15 protein-coding genes are annotated in these 20,940 nt (G+C 43.1%); 3 read left to right on the top strand and 12 right to left on the bottom strand.

Annotated features, from left to right (window positions below):
• Window positions 1-24 precede the first annotated feature (24 nt).
• Window positions 25-714, bottom strand: a complete 690-nt coding sequence (locus HUN01_RS07700) for a hypothetical protein (RefSeq protein WP_181930777.1) — start codon at window positions 712-714, stop codon at window positions 25-27.
• 381 nt (window positions 715-1,095) lie between these two features.
• Between HUN01_RS07700 and dnaX the strand changes: the two genes are divergently transcribed.
• Window positions 1,096-3,726, top strand: coding sequence for a DNA polymerase III subunit gamma/tau (gene dnaX / locus HUN01_RS07695; protein WP_181930776.1), 2,631 nt, complete (start codon window positions 1,096-1,098; stop codon window positions 3,724-3,726).
• Between the two features lie 287 nt (window positions 3,727-4,013).
• On the opposite strand, the gene HUN01_RS07690 is transcribed toward dnaX, so the two are convergent.
• The 3 genes from HUN01_RS07690 to HUN01_RS07680 all read right to left on the bottom strand — a co-directional run bounded on the left by HUN01_RS07690 (window position 4,014) and on the right by HUN01_RS07680 (window position 6,689).
• Window positions 4,014-4,379, bottom strand: coding sequence for a hypothetical protein (locus tag HUN01_RS07690; RefSeq protein ID WP_181930775.1), 366 nt, complete (start codon window positions 4,377-4,379; stop codon window positions 4,014-4,016).
• Between the two features lie 280 nt (window positions 4,380-4,659).
• Complete coding sequence (locus tag HUN01_RS07685) at window positions 4,660-6,066, bottom strand: glycosyltransferase family 2 protein (RefSeq protein ID WP_181930774.1); 1,407 nt, start codon at window positions 6,064-6,066, stop codon at window positions 4,660-4,662.
• Between the two features lie 428 nt (window positions 6,067-6,494).
• Window positions 6,495-6,689 (bottom strand): hypothetical protein, encoded by a 195-nt coding sequence (locus tag HUN01_RS07680; protein ID WP_181930773.1) that lies wholly within the window; start codon window positions 6,687-6,689, stop codon window positions 6,495-6,497.
• 131 nt (window positions 6,690-6,820) lie between these two features.
• On the opposite strand from HUN01_RS07680, the gene ebsA reads away from it, so the two are divergent.
• Window positions 6,821-7,195 carry a type IV pilus biogenesis protein EbsA gene (gene ebsA / locus HUN01_RS07675; RefSeq protein WP_181930772.1) on the top strand — a complete coding sequence of 125 codons (375 nt, stop codon included), beginning with the start codon at window positions 6,821-6,823 and terminating at the stop codon, window positions 7,193-7,195.
• Window positions 7,196-7,351: 156 nt separating this feature from the next.
• Here ebsA and HUN01_RS07670 read toward each other — a convergent pair whose 3' ends face one another.
• The 3 genes from HUN01_RS07670 to treZ form a co-directional block, all read right to left on the bottom strand.
• Entirely contained in the window at window positions 7,352-8,869 is a 1,518-nt protein-coding gene (locus HUN01_RS07670) for a trehalase family glycosidase (protein WP_181930771.1), read from the bottom strand.
• A 236-nt stretch (window positions 8,870-9,105) separates the two neighbouring features.
• Entirely contained in the window at window positions 9,106-11,904 is a 2,799-nt protein-coding gene (gene treY / locus HUN01_RS07665; RefSeq protein WP_181930770.1) for a malto-oligosyltrehalose synthase, read from the bottom strand.
• A gap of 624 nt (window positions 11,905-12,528) precedes the next feature.
• Complete coding sequence (treZ, locus tag HUN01_RS07660; protein ID WP_181932602.1) at window positions 12,529-14,376, bottom strand: malto-oligosyltrehalose trehalohydrolase; 1,848 nt, start codon at window positions 14,374-14,376, stop codon at window positions 12,529-12,531.
• A gap of 679 nt (window positions 14,377-15,055) precedes the next feature.
• Between treZ and HUN01_RS07655 the strand changes: the two genes are divergently transcribed.
• Window positions 15,056-16,021, top strand: coding sequence for an SGNH/GDSL hydrolase family protein (locus HUN01_RS07655; protein ID WP_181930769.1), 966 nt, complete (start codon window positions 15,056-15,058; stop codon window positions 16,019-16,021).
• A 235-nt stretch (window positions 16,022-16,256) separates the two neighbouring features.
• Here the strand turns inward: HUN01_RS07655 and HUN01_RS07650 are convergent, their stop codons facing one another.
• From HUN01_RS07650 to HUN01_RS07630, 5 genes are all read right to left on the bottom strand, one after another.
• Complete coding sequence (locus HUN01_RS07650; protein WP_181930768.1) at window positions 16,257-16,598, bottom strand: cupin domain-containing protein; 342 nt, start codon at window positions 16,596-16,598, stop codon at window positions 16,257-16,259.
• A gap of 145 nt (window positions 16,599-16,743) precedes the next feature.
• Window positions 16,744-17,913, bottom strand: a complete 1,170-nt coding sequence (locus HUN01_RS07645; protein WP_181930767.1) for a zinc-dependent alcohol dehydrogenase — start codon at window positions 17,911-17,913, stop codon at window positions 16,744-16,746.
• A 180-nt stretch (window positions 17,914-18,093) separates the two neighbouring features.
• Window positions 18,094-18,474 (bottom strand): hypothetical protein, encoded by a 381-nt coding sequence (locus HUN01_RS07640; RefSeq protein ID WP_181930766.1) that lies wholly within the window; start codon window positions 18,472-18,474, stop codon window positions 18,094-18,096.
• A gap of 393 nt (window positions 18,475-18,867) precedes the next feature.
• Window positions 18,868-19,566: an SRPBCC family protein gene (locus HUN01_RS07635; RefSeq protein ID WP_181930765.1), complete on the bottom strand. Its 699-nt coding sequence runs from the start codon at window positions 19,564-19,566 to the stop codon at window positions 18,868-18,870.
• A gap of 202 nt (window positions 19,567-19,768) precedes the next feature.
• Window positions 19,769-20,866 (bottom strand): DJ-1/PfpI/YhbO family deglycase/protease, encoded by a 1,098-nt coding sequence (locus HUN01_RS07630; protein ID WP_181930764.1) that lies wholly within the window; start codon window positions 20,864-20,866, stop codon window positions 19,769-19,771.
• Window positions 20,867-20,940 lie beyond the last annotated feature (74 nt).

The raw sequence follows: 20,940 nt of genomic DNA, 5'->3' as shown, positions 1-20,940 counted from the left end.
TTGAGTTTTGACTTTGGGAAGTCGTTAATTTTCTGTTTGCTCTGTAGTCGATTCACCAGCAGGATATAGTTGACTAATCAATGCCTGGACAAGCACTTGTGGGTCATCTGTTTCAACGGCAAGCTGTTGAGCAATCTGCTGGCGTAAGTTTTCATCTTCCTGCAACATCACAAACAACTCTTCTAGGGTGACAGTTTGGTATTCTCCCTCCGGGGGGTTATCTGCTGGTGTATCTATTAACTCTGATACTGGGGCAGTTGTCTCAGAGGGTAAAGGCGTACTGAGAGCATCTGGCCCTTCATATTCCCAGATTGGTTCGCCTTGATTGCGTGTCAACAACTGCATCCCGATACTATAGGCAACATCTCCGATTTCTCCGATGCTCAACTCACCCAGTTGCACTAACCGCGCAGCCATTTCATTATTGGGTGTAGGTGATGCAAGCAATTTGTCGCCAAAGCGCCCTAACCATTCAACCCAGCGTTCAGTTGGGATACGATGTTCAATATTGTGCAGCCATTTCTGTGCCCATGCTTCCCCTCGTGCTTGATGGACTCCTTGCAACAGTTCGTTGAAGAGAAATTCCAGATCCGTATCGTTTAAGGGTGGTGCTGGTTCTTTTGCCACATTCCCCTTAGATTTTGAGGTAGTCTGTTTTCCACCAAACAAGCTCTGAAAAAGCTTTTTGAGCCATTGAAATAGCCGCTTGAGCATCTGCTAGCACCATCGAATATTGCTTATCCTAAAATTGTAGCGATCGCACTGGACTATGGCGTTAGTTCTTTGTCATTTGTCATTTGTCATTTGTCATTTGTCATTGGTCATTAGTTCTTTTTTCCCTACTTCCCACTCTTTTACTAGAACAAATGTACTAAATGATATGCTATAATTCCCATACATTGATCTTGAAGTCATAGTAGAGGATAAGCTCTAGTTGCTTGCTTTCCTGAGTGCCAAAATTTACGGCATGAGTTGAGTGCAAGGGCTATGGCAACATCGATAAATAAAGCAGGTACGAGAGTTTAAAATAATTGAATCCTAAACTCGACTCGGTGCTACTAATTCACATTGAAAGGCATTGAAGTCTATTTTTCCATGTCTTACGAACCCCTGCACCACAAATATCGCCCCAAAAGTTTTGCTGAACTGGTGGGACAAGAGGCGATCGCTACCACCCTCACGAACGCGATCGGCACATCTAAAATTGCCCCCGCCTATTTATTCACTGGGCCTAGAGGTACGGGGAAAACTTCTAGTGCCCGAATTCTGGCTAAATCCCTCAATTGTCTCAAAAGTGACAAGCCCACCGCAGAACCCTGCGGTGTATGTGATGTTTGTCAGGGGATCACTAAGGGCTACGCCTTAGATGTAATTGAAATCGATGCCGCTAGCAACACTGGTGTCGATAATATCCGCGAATTGATTGAAAAAGCCCAGTTTGCCCCTGTGCAGTGTCGCTACAAGGTTTATGTTATTGATGAATGTCTAACTGGAGATTCTCTGGTATTGACTGATGACGGACTTAACAGAATCGATGATCCCAAAATCAAAGGCAAGAGGGTTCTGAGTTACAACGACTCATCAGGTAAATGGGAATTCAAGAAAGTTGTCAGGTGGTTAGATCAAGGAGAACGTCAAACTTTCGTTATCAAGACAACTAACCGAGAAATTAGATGTACGGGTAATCATTTAATTAGGACAAACCAGGGATGGCTACCAGCAAAGGACGTAAGAGAAGGAGTGAAGATACTATCCCCTGTGAATGTGGATCTGGAAAACCTCTCTCCAAACCTCTCCCCTACAAGGGGAGAGGCTTTGAATTCTCCCCATTCCCTAGTAGGGAAGGGGGCTGGGGGGTTAGGTTCACGCGACGTGGAAAGTCAGGTGAATGTGGATGTGGCATCCTCATGGATTACAAGTTTGGAGACAGTCGTATCTGTTCACCTCGCTGGGACTGAGCGAGTCTATGATATTGAAGTGGCAGATAATCATAACTTTGTGGCAAATATGCTCTTAGTACACAATTGCCATATGCTAAGTACCCAGGCATTCAACGCGCTACTTAAGACTCTAGAAGAACCACCAAGACACGTGGTTTTTGTGTTGGCGACAACAGACCCGCAACGGGTGTTACCAACGATTATTTCGCGCTGTCAAAGGTTTGATTTTAGACGCATTCAGTTAGAAGCGATGGTGAAGCATTTAAGTGCGATCGCTTTTAAAGAAAACATTCATATTTCACCCGATGCTGTCACCCTGGTAGGCCAACTTGCTCAAGGAGGGTTGCGAGATGCCGAAAGTTTGCTTGACCAATTGGGTTTATTAGCGGGTGAAGTAACACCGGATAGAGTTTGGGATTTAGTTGGGACGGTGAGCGAACAGGACTTGCTAAAGCTGTTAAATGCGATCGCTCAAGATAAACCCGAAGCAGTTCTAGACTGTACTCACTACATCCTAGATCGTGGTCGAGAACCCCTAACTATTCTGCAAAATCTCGCCGCCTTCTACCGCGATTTACTCATAGCTAAAACCGCACCCAATCGCCACGATTTGGTTGCTTGTACTCAGCAAACCTGGAAAGCGCTGGTTGAGTTTGCTCAATACTTCGATATGAGCGTGATTTTAGCAGGACAAAAACACTTGCGAGAAGCTGAAGTGCAAATTAAAAATAGCACCCAGCCGCGTTTGTGGTTGGAAGTAACATTATTAGGATTGTTACCCAGTGCGACAAATGTTCAACTACAAGCCCCAAGTGTCGCACCGCGAGTTCACACACCTGTTGTATCTCCAAGCTATCCTCCAGCAGCTGTCCAAAATCAACCAGTCTCTTCTGTACCTGTAGTTGAACCGCAAACAAATCATAATTCTGCAAACCATCATCTAGCGGTTGTCCAAAATCAGCCCGTCACTTCATCTCCCGTAGTTGAACGGCAAACAAATCACAATTCTGTTGTTAACTCAATTTCACCACCAACCCCAGAACCTATATCTGTTCCTGTGCCACCTGTGAACGTTGAACCAGTAACTTCAGAAGTTGTTGAGGAAGCAGAATATGACTTAACTCAGGTTTGGCAACAGGTGCTTGCCAACCTCCAGCCAAAATCAAGGCAAGAAATGCTACGTCAAATGAGTCAACTCATTGAGTTCGATGGTGTTGTGGCTCGAATTGCTATTAAACAGGCATGGTATGACAAGGGAAAATCTTATCTACCGATGATTGCGGCAGCTTTCCAGCAGACTTTCCAGCGTGAAATCCAGATAAATATAGAAAAAGGAATTTCTTCAAACTCTACTTCAGCCAAAAAAAATCCTCCGCCAAAAGACTCTAGTCGCGTTCAGCAACCAGCTACTTCTAGTTACAACCAGCAAATTTCGCCTCCAGCGCCAGTACCACAGCCAGCGACGCCAGCACCAGCACCACTAAGAACCGAGCAAGTAGCAAGAAATGGCAATGGGGCAAATGGAAATGGAGTAAATGGAAATGGAGTAAATGGAAATGGGACAAATGGAAATAGGGCAAATGGAAATGGGGCGCAAATTTTGCCTCCACCGCCAAAGCAAACACCTACAACTGATTGGGAAGTTGACGAAGTAGCGATCGCAGCTCAACGTCTAGCAGAATTTTTCAACGGACAAATTATCCGCTTTGCAGATGATTTCCCAGAATTCTCCGATTCCATAACTACACCTGAATGGGTGGAGGAAGCAGAAGTTGATGATGAATAATGCTCTTATATTTAATTAAAAACTGGGAAATGAATAAAACTTATTTGATGAGGAAAAATAATCAAAGCTGATGTTACTAATTATATCTTACTCATGATTTTAGTTTCAATAAAATACTACAAAGCTATATCCAACTTAGATTTTTAGTCTTACTACTAATTAAGTTTATTTTGTTTAACTCGTTAGTTGTTTGTTTGTAGCATAAAATATGCGATATAACCGATTTTTGTTGAGTAATTTATTCTTTGGAACTTCCATATAGTTGCTTCTAAAGTGAGGGATAATCGCTATGCTTCAGGTCGAGATTGACTGGTTTCCCCCAGCCAACGTAAGCTAAGTTGTCCATTATTGTTGTCGTGTTCTTCTTGATAATAATAAACCATACAATAAATATACGTGCCTTCTTGAGGCCACTGAGCATAATCTAGAGGTAGTGGTTTACATTCCTCTTTGTAGTAAAAAATAGGCCCAATATGAATTAAACCTATATACCTATAGGAATCCTTTGGGAAATCATCGACTTCTATAAATATACCAAAAGGCTTAATTTTTCCTACTTTTGCCCAAAACTTACGACCAATGGGAAATTGCTGCTTAAGCAGTAACCAGTGTTCTTTCCTAAGTAGCCGCCATTGTTCTTCATTCATTTTCATCAGGAGTCTCAGGCACGAAAGTCAGCATTTGAAAGAGAGATTACAGTTGTAAGATTTTTGGCTTTGCACTAACTATAATTTACGATTTAGCACTCTCAAACCTATTTATTTACTAAGTATAAACTACACAGTAGTATCAACTTAATTGTCCTGAACGTAGGATACTTTCATCGCTACAATGTTACTATCAGTGGCGAAGTTTTTCAGTGAAAAAGGCAGGAGGCAGAGGGCATTATTCCTCCTGTCTCCTGCCTCTGTTATTTTTAATTCCCCAAATGGGCTATTCCCCATTCCCCGTATGCAAGGTTTTCACCCATTTCAGGCGCTTTGGTCTTACTGACATCCGGGCAGTAGTACTGCTCATGACGACTAACCAGTGCAACATATATAAACTGCCACGCAGGGTTTGCACCAGCATCGTAAGATATGTAGAAAGTGGGAATTTTTGATCTTGACGTACCCGCTTCAGACCTGTAAACATCCCTACCATCGACATAGAAATAGACAAGCCTGTGATGGGACTTAACATGGGTGGACGATGACGAGCGATCGCCATTAATAAATCTGGGACTGCTGCTGTGGGCAAAATATACATAATCAGCATAAAAATCAGCAAATCCCAGCTTTTGCGAGTTCCCATGCGGTTTTTGAGAATTAAATCCCAATAATCCAAATAGCGCTGATATCCGCCTTCTGCCCAACGGTTGCGCTGATGCCAAAGTGCGATCGCACTTGTCACTCCTTCTTCTTGCACCGCTGGATGAAAAACACACTCAATATCCCATTTATCCAAATGTAAACGGATTGTCAAATCCAAATCATCGGTAATGGTTTCCTCATTCCAGCCACCGCAGCTTTCCAAGGCTGAACGCCGGACAAATTGACCATTGCCCCGCAGTTCGCCAATACCACCAAGGGCAGTCCGCTGTTGCTGAAACCAGGTATCAAGTGCCATTTCAGCCATTTGACCCTTAGTCCAAAAGTTTGCTTTAGCGTTGGCGATCGCTTTTCGCACCTGCACCGCCCCCACCTTTTCTCTTTGAAATAAAGGTACTACCTGTTGCAGCAAGTCTGGTGTTACTTGGGCATCAGCATCAAATACTGCGATGATATCGCCCTTTGTCAGGGGCAATACCTGATTCAACGCCCCCGATTTGCCACCAGTAGCTTCTGCTGAACGCCTTAATATTTTCAGTTGATCGTGTTTCTGTTCGAGTTCTGCTAATAAATCCGGCGTGCTATCACTGCTGTGATCGTCAATAATCCATACTTCGTATTGCCCACCCGGATATTCCAGATTACAAAGATTTTTGACTAATTTAGCAATTACCGCTTCCTCATTTTTGGCAGCCACCAGCACAGAAACAGAAGGTAAATCTCCCTGTATTTCTTTTGGATAGCGACGGGATTTAGTAAACACTACCACCAAGGCATGAAATCCTAGAATGGTGGTCAGTCCTAGAATAAATATGGAAGCCCAAGAAACTAAATGTAGAGCGATCGTGCCACTCCAGACGATAGTCAAGACTAGAGCTGCTTTGCGTCTACGACCTTGAAACCGGGATGTTAAAGACATAGAATCTGTCTCTAACACTGACTCCTCATCTACTGATAGGTCAGACAACAAGGAGTTGAGCGGCTCAAGCTCTTGATAAGAATCTTCTTCGGGCCAGGAATTCGCTGGCATAGGTTAGGTTGCTTGATTCAAAAACCACTATTTGTCTACAGTTAGTAATTTTACGGACAAATATCCCTAAGCTACTTTTCCCGATATTAATCGGAATGGGTAAACTGCAATACCCGCTATCCCTAAGCCAAAAGCCGCTAAGACTACCTTTGTTGTCACTGCCACTCTGGGTAATTACCTCAAATTAACCACGTTTGCTACTCTTAGACAGAGGCTTGATTCCTTTGATAGCCACTTGGGCAGGAAGCTTGTAGAGTCGGACTTTCTCTCATGAGAACTCCGATTTGGGCAAAGTAATAGTAAGGTAGCAGCAGCTCGTTGCTGGGAGAAACAGCAATAATAACATCCACAACTTTACAGTGGGGATTTTTTATGTTATTGCGCTCCGCTTCGATAAAAGTTAATGCAGCCCTATTCTAACTGAAATTTTAATATTTCTTAGCAGTAACTTCATTTATTGGGCATTGGGCATGGGGCATTGGGCATTGGGCATAGGGCATAGGGCATTGGGCATTGGGCATTGGGCATGGGGCATAAGGGATGAGTCTTTGATACTTGCTGATGAGTCTTTGAACTCCACTACTCTGCTCCCTATTCCCTATTCCCCATTCCCCATTCCCCATTCCCTATGCCCTATGCCCCATTCCTATTCCCTTCTTCACTCACCACTGTGTGCTTTAGATACATCTTTTGGGAATACTACTAACATCCACTAATATCCCCAGTTGCAAACTAACTTGAGGAATATTTAACAATGTCTATTGAGCAACTCCAGCCTGCCACTCAACAACAAGCCAGTGTTTACTTACCTTACGTTCAGGGTACTAAGCGCAATTTTTTACCTTATGCCATCAGTCTTTATCAAAAAGGGGTTTTGGAGGGACACAGGAAGATAGAAGCTAGTGAACATGTCCCTTTTGTCGCCTCTTGGAATGTTGCTACCCTACCCTCAGACTTAACCCGTTGCCGAATTCAGTTTGATGGCAATGCTGACTTGAGTTATGAACTGATGATGGCCAGTTTCGAGTTTATTAATTTTTTAATTGAACTTATGGATAACTATAAACGTCATAGACTGACCGATTTTTCACAACCGTTTTATCGCAAGCTACTGCGTATAGACGATTGATTAAACTCAGCCGGACTTTTGCGAGTTCGGCTGTTTGTAGGTAATAGGTCTTTGAAGACGCGATAAATCGCGTCTCTACATGAGGGTTTTGTTGCTTATTCTGAACTGTATTGATCTATATTCTGACTCCTGAATTCTGAATTCTGAATTCCGACTTTAAACTTTTTTCCCATCGGCTGCTAAAAGTTCCAGAATGACTCCATTTGTCCAGCCGAAACCAACTTCGTTAGAACTATATCCAAAAGAGATTTCGTCGGAAACGTTGGCAGAACAGCGTTCAACATCATATTTCTCAACTAGGGTATTGTGACGCTCAAATTCTTTAATTACCATAGCTAAGAATTTGTTGGTAATGCGATCGCCTTCTGTATGATATCCATAGCGGTGAAGTCCCTGAACGGCAATTAATGTCAACGGTGCCCAGCCAAAGGGGGCATCCCATTGGTTTCCGGTGACATGAGTACTGGTCAAAATTCCGCCTGGGGCTTCAAACAATGAGAGATTTTCAACAACGCGCTGGGCTTGAGCTTGAGAAGCAATTCCCAGCCATAGGGGATAGAAGGTGGTAGCAAATTCGTAACCGCGGCGTTTTCCACTCTGGAAGTGATAATCCAGATAAAGTCCTTGTTCTTCATCCCAGAGACACTTATCGATGCGATCGCGGCGGATATTTGCACGATCGCGCCATTGTTTTTCCAGTTCTGTGTTCCCTAAAATGTCATTAATTTGCCCCAAGTCTTGTTCCACCTGATACAGCAAACTGTTGAGGCACACAGGAGCATAGTGGAGGATATCAGCACTGAAGGGGCCAAATCGGTTGGTGATATCAAAACCGGACTCTCGCATGGTGCGATCGCCCCGATAAAATAGATTGGTCAGTTCGTCATTTTCTCGGTTGTAGTAAAGACTAACGTCATAATCCTCAATCTCAAAAGTTTTATAGTACTCCTTGACGCGATCGTAGTGGCTTTTTCCCTCTTCATCGCGCTCAGAGAACAAAACTTCTGGCGCGGGGCCTTCCCCAAAAGCATAGAATCGGGATAAGCCTATTGGAGCATTTAGATGGGGCGGTACTACCCAGTAATAATAAAACTGTTCTAGGATCGGTACGGTTGATTTTAACCACTCTTCATCTTGGGTGTGCTGAAATAGCGCCAAAACCATCATGCTGAGGACGGGGGGTTGCGATCGCGACAGCATATAAGTCCGATTGGAATTGAGGATAGTGCCGTAATGCTGCACCTGGTAAAGCATTTGCTCTACTTGGCTTTGGGCTAGCTCCAATTCTTGATCGCGTAAAAGTCCCAGTAATATAAAGTAGCTATCCCAGCCATACATTTCGTTAAAGCGCCCACCTGGTACAACATAAGGTCCTGGTAGGTATAGTAATCCGTGTTCTTTAATCGCTTCGACTTCTGGTGGTAAAGTGCGAATTTCCAGCTGTTGCATATCCTTGGAAGATAGCGATCGCTCTAACACAGTTTGAATGTTGGGACAATCTTCTGATGGTGAAATGTAGACTATCCAGGGAGTGTTGCTTTTGTGATCTAGTTTAGTATCCTTGGCAGATTGTAATAAGTGTTCGTGCGATCGCGTTAAGGTTTTCCACGTTTTTTTGATATGGACGCGCACGGCGTCTATTTGCGCGGTGGTAAGTGCTGGGGGAATGGTCATAATTAAGAATTATTTTTTCAACGCAAAGGGACGCAAAGGGAACCGCAGAGGTACGCAGAGGTTTTACCAAGTCAGTGCTGAGTGCTGAGTGCTGAGTAATATTTAAGAAGTATTCAGTACTTCCGCACTACGGCAAAAGCCCCGCAAGAGTGTGGGTGGTCTTTTCACTCAGCACTCGGAACTCAGCACTCAGCACTTTTCATTGGGTTCTCTCGGCATGGAATTGATTTTTGTTTTTACTCGGCGGTGCTAATTAAGAGGGCAACTGGGAAATGGGTGAGGGCTGTTGCAATGGATAGGGTTTCTGTGGTGTGTAAGGGTTGCTGAGTTATAATGTTTTTCCAGGTGTGGGAAGTTCCAGGGGGTAATTGTAGGTGCGTATCTTGCCAAACTGACTCGCCCAAGGGGTTGTCTCCAGGCTGGATGAGGCTGGTTAAAAAGCGAGGTGCGATCGCGATCGCTGTTTGATTTCCTTCCCGTCGCGCAAAGGCTATAATGTGATTGGCGGAGGCTCCCTGAACTTCTAAGGGTAGATAGTCACCGTCCTGGAATAATGAAACGTAGTTTGTTCTGGCTTGGAGTAATTGAGCCGTTAAAAACAGTTTGATTTTACCGTCTGTTTTCTGGTTCAGTAACTCCTGAATTAGTGAGAGAATATCTGTTTTTGCTTGTTCGCGGATAGCGCTTAAGTAAGTACGTCGCTGTTCAAAATCTACGGGACGGCGATTGTCTGGATCTACTAGGCTTAGTTCCCAAAGTTCTGTTCCTTGGTAAAAGTCGGGTATACCGGGTGCGGTAATCTTTAGTAGAGTTTGAGAAAGGGAATTGAATATCCCATAGTCTGCAATTCGCTGTTGAAAGGGACGAAAAACTTCTAGAAATTCCCCGGAGATGGAAGAGTCGAGTACTTTCTCAATAAAGGAAGTACAAGCTTCTTCGTACTCGCTATCAGGTCGCAACCATGCTGTATGCACTTTTGCTTCTCGAATTGCTTTAATTATATAGTCCTTTACCCGTTCCACAAAGGATGCCTGTTCATGTTCGGCAAAGGGAAACGCCCCCACTAGGGTTTGATAGAGAAAATACTCATCGTTGCGATCGGGCATAGCAAACCCGTGGCGATGGCTACGATTTCCTCGATTAATGGCGCTCCAAGTATTTACCTGCTGTTCCCACTCATCGGGAATTTCTGAGAGGACATTCAACCTGGCCCGCACATCTTCGCCGCGTTTGGTGTCGTGGGTGGCTGTGGTGTTCATTGTGTGGGGCCAGATTGCTTGGTGCTGTTGGTTAAAAGCATGAAATTTGGTTACTGAAATCCCAAAATGACTGGGATTACCCCCAACTTCATTTAGCGACAGCAAGCGATTGTAAACATATAATGTGGTGTCTTCAACGCCTTTGGCCATGAGCGGGCCGCTGTATTGCTGCATTCGTAAGACAAAATATATCCACTGTTCGCGTTCTGTTTGAGTCAGAGAATTATCAAACTCTAGCAGCATTAACTTTTCGATAAAGGTCAATTCGTGCTGCAACAAGGGCGCTTGTTCTTTGGCTTGGCTAATTACTTCTTGAATGGTGGCGCGATCGCTATCTCCAATGCCATCGGGGGTAATATAAGTACGATAAATCGGGAAGAGTGTCAAAACTTCTGCGATCGCTCTTTTTAATCCATTCAGTGTAAAATCATTGCCATAGCGATATTTACTGGAAATATTCTTGAGTAAAAGAGCCAGATTGTCAATATCACCTGCTAAATTCTTTTCCAGGATCAGGTGCTTTTTATCCTTCACTACCGATGCATAATCTACTCTTGAGCCAATAAAGTTATTGTAGATTTTATCGAATTGTGATTGATTTTCATATTGACAAAATACGCCATTTACATAGTTCAAAAAGTCATATCCAGATGTACCTTCAATTTCCCAATTCTCTGGTAATTCTTCGCTAAATTCTAAAATCTTCTCAACGGTGATATAAATATCTCCCGTCTTTTCTCTCAACCTTTCTAGATACTGGATTGGGTTATAAAGTCCATCAATATGGTCAATGCGTAAACCTGTAAATTTGCCTTCCTCAACCAGCTTTTGAATTAGGCTGTGGGTATTATTAAAAACTCGCAGTTCTTCAACTTTCACGGAAATTAGTTCATTGACTGTAAAGAAACGGCGGTAGTTCATTTCCTCCGCCCCAACTTTCCAGAAGGCGAGACGGTAAAATTGCTCATTCAGTAATTCATCTAGGAGGTTAAAGCTTTCTGAATTACCTGGTTCTCCGTTGAAAGTTTGGATATTTTCGTCAATAAACTCACGGATCGCATCATTTGTGGTGTAGAGTTCCCAAACCAATCCTTTAATAAATGCGATTTGGTCTTGTCGCTGTTTACCCGCCACCTCTGAGGGGACATTTTTGAGAATGTAGAGAATCCCCAATAGCTTAATAAAATCGGGGTGATTGCGTCCTAGTGTACGGGTGAGTTTACCTAAGTTATGAGTGATAAATTTTGTGTACGACTCTAACCGGAGTGGCAGTTTTAAGCTGTAATAGTTGACAGTTAAACCATTTTCTTCGTATTGCAGTTGAATGTGTCCGTTTTCTAGGGATGCACCATAGAAATCTCCCAATAGCGGCGCGAGAATTCGCTCTTGGCGATCGCCAAAGGGAGCATTCCAAGAAAGGTCAAAGTAGTCGGTATAACTGGAATCTGGCCCGTGTTCCAATACGTCCATCAAGTAAAGATTTTCGCTGGTATAGGCCATGTGATTGGGCACAATATCTTGTAACCAGCCCATACCAAGGGATTGAACTTCATTAACTAATGCATCAAAGGATTCATTAGTTCCCAGTTCAGGGTTAAGTACAGTGGCATCTACTATATCGTAACCGTGCGTACTCCCAGAGCGTGCCTTGAAAATGGGGGAGGCGTATAAATCGGAAATACCTAAATCTGCTAGATAAGCTGCGATCGCTTTAGCGTTGTCAAAGCCAAACTGCGGTGTAAACTGAATTCGATAAGTTGCGGTAGGAATTCGCATATTTTTTTAGTGGCGAGTGGGGAATTTGAGCCTTTTTGCCTGAACGTTAAGTCTTTTTGCCTGAATGTTAAGCCTTTCTGCCTGAATGTTAAGCTTTTCTGCCTGAATGTTGAGCCTTTTTGCCTGAACGTTGAGGCTTTTTGCATGAACGTTAAAGCTTTTTGCATGAATGTTAAGCCTTTTTGCCTGAACGTTAAGCCTTTTTGCTCGAAACTTTAAGTTTTAACAAATTTTACTCCCCTTTCCTTGTAGGGCTACGGTGTATACACAAGTCTGTAATAGCTGATGAATCTGGATTTTACCCCACCCTAACCCTCCCCTTGCAAAGGGGAGGGAACTAGATTGATTTCTTTTTCCCCCCTTTGCAAGGGGGGATTAAGGGGGGTAATTCGATTTGTGTGTACACCGTAGCCTCGCAGGGAAGGGGCTGGGGATTAGGTCTGTATTGCACTCAACTCAGAAACGTTATATTTTAATACGGTTTAGTTAAGGGCTAATTGTACAAAATTGTGGGTTTTTTAGACGCGATAAATCGCCGTCTCTACAAGTGTTTTGGTCTGAATCTGAACTGTATTGCGCTATATCTCCTTTATTTTTGTTTTGAATTTTGAATTGTTAACTCCTTCATCCATTTTCATACAGGACTATACTAGTAGCTTTTACTGTCACTTCTTGTCCCGCAGACAGATGTTCAGCGGCTTCAGAACCAGGCCCAGACCATGAGGTATCTGCTGAGTCTAATAGCTTATGAGCATCGTGTTGACTTGGCAAAGTCACTTTGACTGGCGACGAATTGAAATTCATCACAAATATTAGTTCACTTGATTCGCACCAACGACGCACGGTGACTACCTGCTTGTCTTCATTACTAGTCGCTTCGATGAAATTGCGGTCTTGATTCAACAGTGCTGGATGCGTCTTGCGTAAATTAATTAACTGACGATACCAATCCCATAGAATCTTGTGATTACCTTCATGGCGTAATTGCCAATTAAGTTTAGAACGCAGGAAAGTATCTGCTGATTCGGGATCTGGGGGATCATCTGCATAGTGAAATGCTTCAAATTCTTGTTTGCGTCCGGCTCGAACTGCTTGAATTAAATCTGGATCGGAGTGACTGACAAAGTAAATGAAGGGTGCAGTTTCACCGTATTCTTCTCCCATGAATAACAGGGGTAAGTAGGGAGACAGCAGCACAGCACCAGCGGCTAACTTTAATCCTTCAAAAGAGATCCGCTGGGTGAGGCGTTCTCCTTTCATTTGATTGCCGATTTGATCGTGATTCTGAATGCAGACTGTAAACTGTGATAAAGAGCGATCGCGGCAAGATATACCATGAAATCGTTTGCGATCGGGCGAGTACTTCCAATCGTAGACAAAAGTATCGTTGTAAGCTTTTGCCAAATCAGCAAACTGCCCAAAATCTTGATAATACCCTTGGCGATCGCCTGTCAAGAGTGCGTGCAATGCATGGTGAAAATCATCACTCCATTGAGCATCAATGCCATATCCACCCAATTCTGATGGACGAATGATTTGCGGATTATTCAAGTCACTTTCAGCAATTAAGTGGCGTTTCCATGTTTGCCCTTCTTCTGAGAAATTATGAACTGCTTCGGACAGTTCCCACAAAAAATGCTTGGCTCCCAAGTCGTAAATCGCTTGAATTGCATCGAGGCGCAATCCATCAATGTGGAATTCTCGCAACCAGTAAAGCGCATTTTCGATAAAATAATTTCGCAAACCCTGACTATGGGCATCATCAAAATTCAGCGCTTCGCCCCACGGCGTTTTATAGGTTTTAGTAAAATAGGGTGCGAACTGACTCATGTAGTTGCCTTCTGGCCCAAAGTGGTTATACACCACATCCAGCACAACAGCAATATTATGTTGGTGGCAAGCATTTACCAGTTGCTTCAGTTCAGATGGGCTACCGTAAGAATTTTGGACAGCAAAAGGGTAAACGCCATCATAGCCCCAGTTGCGATATGCAAGAGTTGCTTCAATATGAGTATCTCCTGGAAACTGGGAGATGGGCATAATTTCAATAGCGTTAATTCCCAATTCTCTCAGTTCTGGTAAACGGGAAATAATGGCGGTGAAAGTTCCTTCAGGTGTAAATGTCCCAACGTGGAGTTCATAGAAAATCATCGACTCCAAAGGAATACCCGCCCATGCTTCATCAGTCCACTCAAACTGATGATCGACAATTTGAGAAGGCCCATGCACTCCTTCTGGTTGATACTGCGACGCCGGATCGGCAAAAGCGTCTTGGCCATTCAAGACATACCGATAAAGCGTACCCGGATACACATCGTTGACTTTCGCGTGCCAGTATCCCTCAGACTGAGGCTTGAGGGGAATAACCTGTTGCTGTGGCGTCAAGGTTTTTACCGTGACGCTATCTAATAGCGGAGACCAAACTGTAAATTCACATTCTCCGTTACCTAAGTAGTTAGCACCAATTCTCACGCAGTATCCTCCCGTCAGTCCAGTGTGTTGTGCCGAATTGTGGCGCGATGGCGTACCCGCCTTTTCCGGTGGCGATCGCAATTGTCATTAATTGCACAATATTTACAAACACGCCAGATAGCATAATGGTTGGTCTAGCAGACTTTTTGCTAGCACCTGGAGGCGGATTTTTGAATAAAATAACCTCTGTCTAATGACAAATAAGCAAGCCTGATTTTTCACGTTACGTGGAAAAGTCCACGAAAACCTAACCCCCTTCCCGCATTGGGGAAGGGGGGTAATTAGACTTGTGTGTACAACTAGCCTAAAAGAAGAGAGGCTTTGATTTTTGCTCCCCAACGCTAGTAGGGAAGGGGTTGGGGGTTAGGTTTGAGATAAAGTCGCACATGGCGTAACTTTCATCTTTGGAAGCTTAACTTTGAGCCTAAGAGGTTGTTTGAAAAGTCCTCTTGTCGGTATCAAAAGTTTTAGATCCCCCTAAATCCCCCTTAAAAAGGGGGACTTTGACTCCAGTTCCCCCCTTTTTTAGGGGGGTTAGGGGGGATCTAAAGTGCCTAAAGTTACAGAGAGAAACTTTTCAAACATCCTCTAAACCTTCTAGTTCTAACTTCTTATACCCAATGACAAATGACCAATGACAAATGACAATTGACAAATGTGTATAAAAGGTCGTGAGTAGGTGAAAGTGGCACTGATCGTAATTTCGGCGGTGGTTGTGGGATTATTTGTGGTGGTGGAGATCGGACTGCGATCGCTGTTTGGTTTTGGTAATCCCCTGATTTATATTGGCGATGAACAGATTGGTTATTTATTAGCTCCTAACCAGCGTACCCGTCGTTTTGGGAATCGCATTGAAATTAATGAATATTCTATGCGAGGTAGTCCAATCAAAAAGATACCTGCACCTTCTGAACTGCGAGTTTTACTGTTGGGTGATTCTATTGCTAATGGTGGCTGGTGGACAGATCAGACTAATACAATATCTAGTTTGATGATGCGTTCTTTGACATCATCCACTAATAGTAATTACCAGGAAGTAGAAGTGCTAAATGCTTCAGCTAACTCTTGGGGGCCAAGGAACGAATTAGCTTATTTAGAAAAGTTTGGCAATTTAAACGCGCAAGCAGTGGTGTTATTAATTAATACCGATGATTTGTTTGCTACTCCTCCCACATCTTTACCAGTAGGACGCGATCGCAATTATCCAGATAGTAAACCTCCCCTGGCATTAGTGGAAGTGTGGCAGCGTTATATCGTTAAGCAAAAGCCAATTCCTGAACTGCAAGCAGTGCAAAATGAACCAGGCGATCGCGTGGGGATTAATCTGGAGGCGATCGCTAAAATTCAAGCTCTGACTCGTCAAACCAACAGCCAATTTCTGCTTGTTATGACTCCCTTACTGCGAGAAATTGGTGAACCGGGCCCCCGTGATTACGAAATTAAAGCACGTCAGCGCTTGAGCGAATTTACCAAAGCACAGCAAATTAACTATATAGATTTTTTGCCGAGCTTCAATTCAACCACCAACCCGCAAGGTTTGTTTCACGACCATATTCACCTCAACTTGCAAGGTAATAAATTTGTCAGTGAAGTTATGGAGCGATCGCTTTTGGAAATACTGGGGGAAGTGTCACTTCATCGCTAATATTCATGCACAGTATAAAGAGGAACAATATTAGACTTCTTGCAAAAGTCGGGGTAAAGGGGAAGGGGAAAAGGGTAAAGAAACTCAAAATCCTTTCCCTTTAACCTTTACCCTTTTCCCTCTCTTGCAAAAATATGTTTTTGCAAGAGGTCTATTCTTGTTCCCCTACGAATGCTCTATGTTCCGTGCAATTGAAAGCGGCTATAGCGATCGCAAAATTTTAGATCACTGCAAATCAGTTTTCATCTCGCCCGTGAACTTGAGCGGGTGGACTGGTTGCTTCAACAGCAGTGAATGGTTCTAGAATTTTATAGGTGTGGCTGGCTCCTTTTGGTACTACCCAAGAACTTCCAGGCTCTAGCAAAATTGTTTGCCCTTCAATATGTAATTCTGCACGACCATTGATTACGTAACCAACAGTCTCATATTCCCGTGCTGTTGAATCTTTAGGTTCATTTGGTTGCTCATTCTCCCACAGGCGCATGGAAATGCTTTTGCCAGATGCAAGATATTTCTGACCAAGTTGACCTTTAGGAGAATGACTAGAGTCTACTTTGATAACGGTTGTATCAGACATATTTTTTGCCTCTTTATAGTTTTAAATTTGGGCATTGGGATTAGGGGAGAGGTGAAAGGTGACAGGTGATAGGGCATAATCTGTACCCTGTAACCTGTACCCTGTAACCTGTACCCTGTAACCTGTAACCTACTCCCTATTCCCTTCACGGTTTGAGTACAACTTTGATGCAGTTATCTTTCTTGTCCTTAAAAATTTCGTAGCCGTGGGGCGCTTGTTCTAGAGGTAATCTGTGAGTGATGATAAAGGTTGGATCGATATCACCGTTTTGAACGTGTTCTAGCAAAGGTTTTAGATACTTGTGGACATGTGTTTGTCCCATTTTCAAGGTTAGTCCCTTGTTCATAGCAGCACCCATCGGCACTTTGTCTACAAAGCCACCGTACACACCTGGAATTGATACGTGACCACCTTTCCTACAAGACACAATTACTTGGCGTAATGCCGTCGGACGGTCTGTTTCTAAACGTACTGCTTGCTTTACTTGGTCGTACAACGCCATAAAATCTGTGCCGTGTGCCTCCATTCCTACTGCATCAATGCAAGCATCGGGGCCACGACCGCCAGTCATTTCTTTGAGTGCTTCGCCTACATCCACTTCTTCGTAGTTAAGGATTTCAGCTTTGCCGTATTCTTTAGCCATTTGTAGGCGTTCAGGAACGCGGTCAATGGCAATAACCCGTTCTGCACCAAGAAGATATGCGCTTTGAATAGCAAATTGTCCCACTGGCCCACAACCCCAAACGGCGACAATATCACCAGGTTTGATGTTGCAGTTTTCAGCTGCCATATATCCAGTGGGGAAAATATCAGTTAAAAATAGTACTTGCTCATCCGTCAAACTATCGGGAATTTTGAACAGACCAACATCGGCAAATGGCACTCGTGCATACTCGGCTTGACCACCAGCGTAACCACCAAATAAGTGAGAGTAGCCAAACAGACCTGATGGTGAATGACCCATTTGCTTTTCTACTAACCAAGCATTGGGGTTAGAGTTGTCGCACAGTGACCATAAATCCCGATTGCAGAAAAAGCAGTTACCGCAGGAGATGGTGAAAGGAACAACCACGCGATCGCCTACGTTCACATTTTTAACTGCACTTCCCAGTTCTACGACTTCCCCCATGAATTCATGACCAAGGATATCGCCCTTTTCCATTGTGGGGATGTAGCCGTTGTAAAGATGCAAATCAGAACCACAAATTGCTGTGGAAGTAATTTTAATAATGGCATCACGTGGATTGATAATTTTGGGGTCGGGAACTGTTTCCACCCGCACATCGTTTGCTCCATACCAGCAAACTGCTTTCATAACTATTAGTCCTTAATTAGAATTTATGGCTAAATAATATCAAGATAAATATCTTGATTTGGTCTAATTTAGAGACGCGATAATTATCGCATCTCTGTAACTAGTCAAGGCTTACGCGACAATATATTAGTCAAGCAATGAGACTTAAAAATTGTTATAAGCTTAGACCCTATTTCTTCATTATCTAGTAGCAGGAGTTCGGTAATAACCTTCTTCCGTTTTAGTTAATGGTTGACCATTTTCTCTAACTTTGTTTGTTGCAGGATCAAAAAACTCTTTTGTAGCTCTAGGAGTTTCTTCATCTAGATTTAGCTTTTCACGGATATTGTCAGCAGCTTCTTTTAACGGATTTTGGGTATTTCCAACTTGGGTATCGTTTCTGATTTCACCTTGCTGATCTGGTACACCTTTATAATAAGTACCCTCTGGAGTTTTAACATCAGCTTGTGCTATGTTAGCGGAGCTAAAAGCTTGACCCAGTAAAAACATAAATCCTACCAAGAAAACTACAAGTACTTGGGAGATCCGAATATTCCGCAACCATGAAATTACTCGATTCATAAAAACCTCAATTACATTCTGTTGGGTGTACAATTCAAATGACTGAATGACTATTCACCATTCAGAGTTTAAGAATAACTTTGATGGAGCTATCCTTTTCTTGTTGAAAAATGTGATGGACGTGGGATGCCTTATCTAAATACATTCGTCACCACGACCACTATGCATCTCTTTCAACGCTTCGCCAGCATTAACGAAGTAAGTGGGCAAGAACAAATCAAACTACATTAAGTAATGTTAAATTCAATTTAATTAGCTCGTAGTAAGGGCTTTAGCCCTTAAGAGAAGACTAAAGTCTCCACTACAAACCTTTAATTATTTACGCCCACTTACTTCCTAGTTAATCACTTCTGCTTTGGCAAACTTTTCGCCATTTTCAGGCGTTGGGTAAAACTAATTATGTCCAGAAGATTGACCTGCGGTTGTGGCAATTTCACCTGCTTCCATGAGCATTTTAAAGCGGCGCAATTCATCACCAATTTGCTGTTCTGGTTCTTCACCAAAAAGTTTAGCTACGGTAGCTCCCAATGCTCCACCTGGTGGGTTATACTCCAAGACAATCTTTACTTCCGTACCACGATCGAGTGGTGCTTTTTTGAAGCGGACAAAACCAGAATTATCAACGTCTGCACCTTCCACAGAAGCCCAAGAAATAAATTCATTTTCCCGGTCTTCGAGAATTTCTGCATCCCATTCTACGCTGTTACCTAAAGGTGCATTGGCTATCCAATGAGAACGTTTTTCGTTGTACACCTTGACAGATTTAAGATGCTTCATAAATGTGGGCAGATTCTCAAAGTTGTGCCAAAAGCGATACAATTCTTCTGCCGATTTATTAATTGTTACCGTCTTTTCAACTTTGATGGGTTGGTTTATCCCTATTGCTTCCTGTGCTTGCTGAATTGTGCTTTGCTTGGTTGCACCTTGATAAATCAAACCGCCGCCAGCTAAAGCCGTTAGTGCTCCCCGCAATGAACCTTGCTTTAGACCCATCAGCACCATCGCACCGCCACCGATGAGAGATGCCCAACGCTCTACTTCACTAGCTTCACTCTGACTGTTAGTGAGTTTATCGCCTGATGTTGAAGTCACTTTTTTATCTCTCCATCACAGTAAATTAACCACAGAGGTGCAAAAACTAAACTTTCTTGTTTCTAGTGGTCTGTCCCATTAATTTTGCAATGTTTGTAGTAAGCACTTAAGTGCTTAAAAATCCAGGACTAAAGTCCTTACTACAAACTTTTATAACCCTTCAAAACTTTTGGGACAGACTGCGCCTCTGCGGTTCGTTCAGTTACATTGATACAGCTGCCCCTGTAGTCGGCTTAGGAGGCTTAATCTGAGCGCCTATTCGCGCCCGATACAACTCTGCTAATCGCTGTTCGTATTTCAATAAATCGTGGTAAATTTCTTTGAAAATAGCAGTTGCCACTGGGTCAGTGTACGTTGCACACAAATTACCAATATCGCCGATACCAGTTTGTACATCTCCTAAAGCAGAACGCAACTGATATATGTCATCACTTCCTGTCAAGGCAGTTTTCACTTTGGCATACTGATTGGCAATATTTGCTCCTAAAGAGGGTTTCTCGCCCAATATCTGAAGATAGGTTTCTAGCTTTTCAATGTGGCGTTGTTTATTACCAATTATCTCTTGAAAGAGTGATTTGACTTCCCCATCTGATTCCTTTTCAAAGTACTTATCCAATGCTTCCAGTGAATAACGTTCACCAGTAAGGGCAGTATTTAAACCTCTGCTAATATCACCTTTAGTTGAGCCACCCCAAGCATCAGCCAGTTTCCACCATTCAGCAGTTGTGTCTTTTTCATTTGGCAATGCAGCATCTTTGCCACCATAACCCAAACGGCTCAAAATAGCTGTGGTGAAAATTGCCAAGTCTCCGGGTTCACGAGATGTAATCAAATTTCCGTCAACTACCACCGGCTCATCTACATAATTTGCGCCAGCGTTAATCATGTCCTTAGCAATAGCGCTAAACCCAGTGACTTGTTTACCCTTGAGCAAGTCGCCTTCAATCAAAACTTGTGGCCCGTGACAAACCGCAGCGACTAATTTCCCTTGTTGTATAGCCTCTTGTACAAAGCGTACTGTGTTGGGGTTGCGTCGCATTTTATCGGGCGCCATACCACCCGGAATCACCACTGCATCGAATTCGGCTGCGATCGCTTCTGTTGTAGTACCATCAGCTTGGATGCTAAGTTTACCGCGTTTGCCCTTATATTTTTCATTCATTCGGGAACCAAGGACTACTACCTCCATTCCTGCTTGTTTTAGTCCATTATAAGGAACTGTAAATTCTGCATCCTCTACTGCTTGTTCAATGAGGATAGCAACTTTTTTCTTACCGGAATGATTGTTATGGTCAGTCATAAAATGGTATTACCTGTTTATTTCTAGTATTTAACTAGCTACAATATTTATCGATGAGGACAGTTTAACAACCA

The organism is Nostoc edaphicum CCNP1411 (genome assembly GCF_014023275.1).
Taxonomy (GTDB): domain Bacteria; phylum Cyanobacteriota; class Cyanobacteriia; order Cyanobacteriales; family Nostocaceae; genus Nostoc; species Nostoc edaphicum_A.
This window is presented reverse-complemented; position numbering and strand designations above follow the sequence as displayed.

What these genes read in the sequence shown, in the direction of transcription:
- HUN01_RS07700 (WP_181930777.1), bottom strand. Translation starts at nt 714, where the DNA reads ATGCTCAAGCGGCTATTTCAATGGCTCAAAAAGCTTTTTCAGAGCTTG.
- dnaX (WP_181930776.1), top strand. Translation starts at nt 1,096, where the DNA reads ATGTCTTACGAACCCCTGCACCACAAATATCGCCCCAAAAGTTTTGCT.
- HUN01_RS07690 (WP_181930775.1), bottom strand. Translation starts at nt 4,379, where the DNA reads ATGAAAATGAATGAAGAACAATGGCGGCTACTTAGGAAAGAACACTGG.
- HUN01_RS07685 (WP_181930774.1), bottom strand. Translation starts at nt 6,066, where the DNA reads ATGCCAGCGAATTCCTGGCCCGAAGAAGATTCTTATCAAGAGCTTGAG.
- HUN01_RS07680 (WP_181930773.1), bottom strand. Translation starts at nt 6,689, where the DNA reads ATGGGGAATGGGGAATGGGGAATAGGGAATAGGGAGCAGAGTAGTGGA.
- ebsA (WP_181930772.1), top strand. Translation starts at nt 6,821, where the DNA reads ATGTCTATTGAGCAACTCCAGCCTGCCACTCAACAACAAGCCAGTGTT.
- HUN01_RS07670 (WP_181930771.1), bottom strand. Translation starts at nt 8,869, where the DNA reads ATGACCATTCCCCCAGCACTTACCACCGCGCAAATAGACGCCGTGCGC.
- treY (WP_181930770.1), bottom strand. Translation starts at nt 11,904, where the DNA reads ATGCGAATTCCTACCGCAACTTATCGAATTCAGTTTACACCGCAGTTT.
- HUN01_RS07650 (WP_181930768.1), bottom strand. Translation starts at nt 16,598, where the DNA reads ATGTCTGATACAACCGTTATCAAAGTAGACTCTAGTCATTCTCCTAAA.
- HUN01_RS07645 (WP_181930767.1), bottom strand. Translation starts at nt 17,913, where the DNA reads ATGAAAGCAGTTTGCTGGTATGGAGCAAACGATGTGCGGGTGGAAACA.
- HUN01_RS07640 (WP_181930766.1), bottom strand. Translation starts at nt 18,474, where the DNA reads ATGAATCGAGTAATTTCATGGTTGCGGAATATTCGGATCTCCCAAGTA.
- HUN01_RS07630 (WP_181930764.1), bottom strand. Translation starts at nt 20,866, where the DNA reads ATGACTGACCATAACAATCATTCCGGTAAGAAAAAAGTTGCTATCCTC.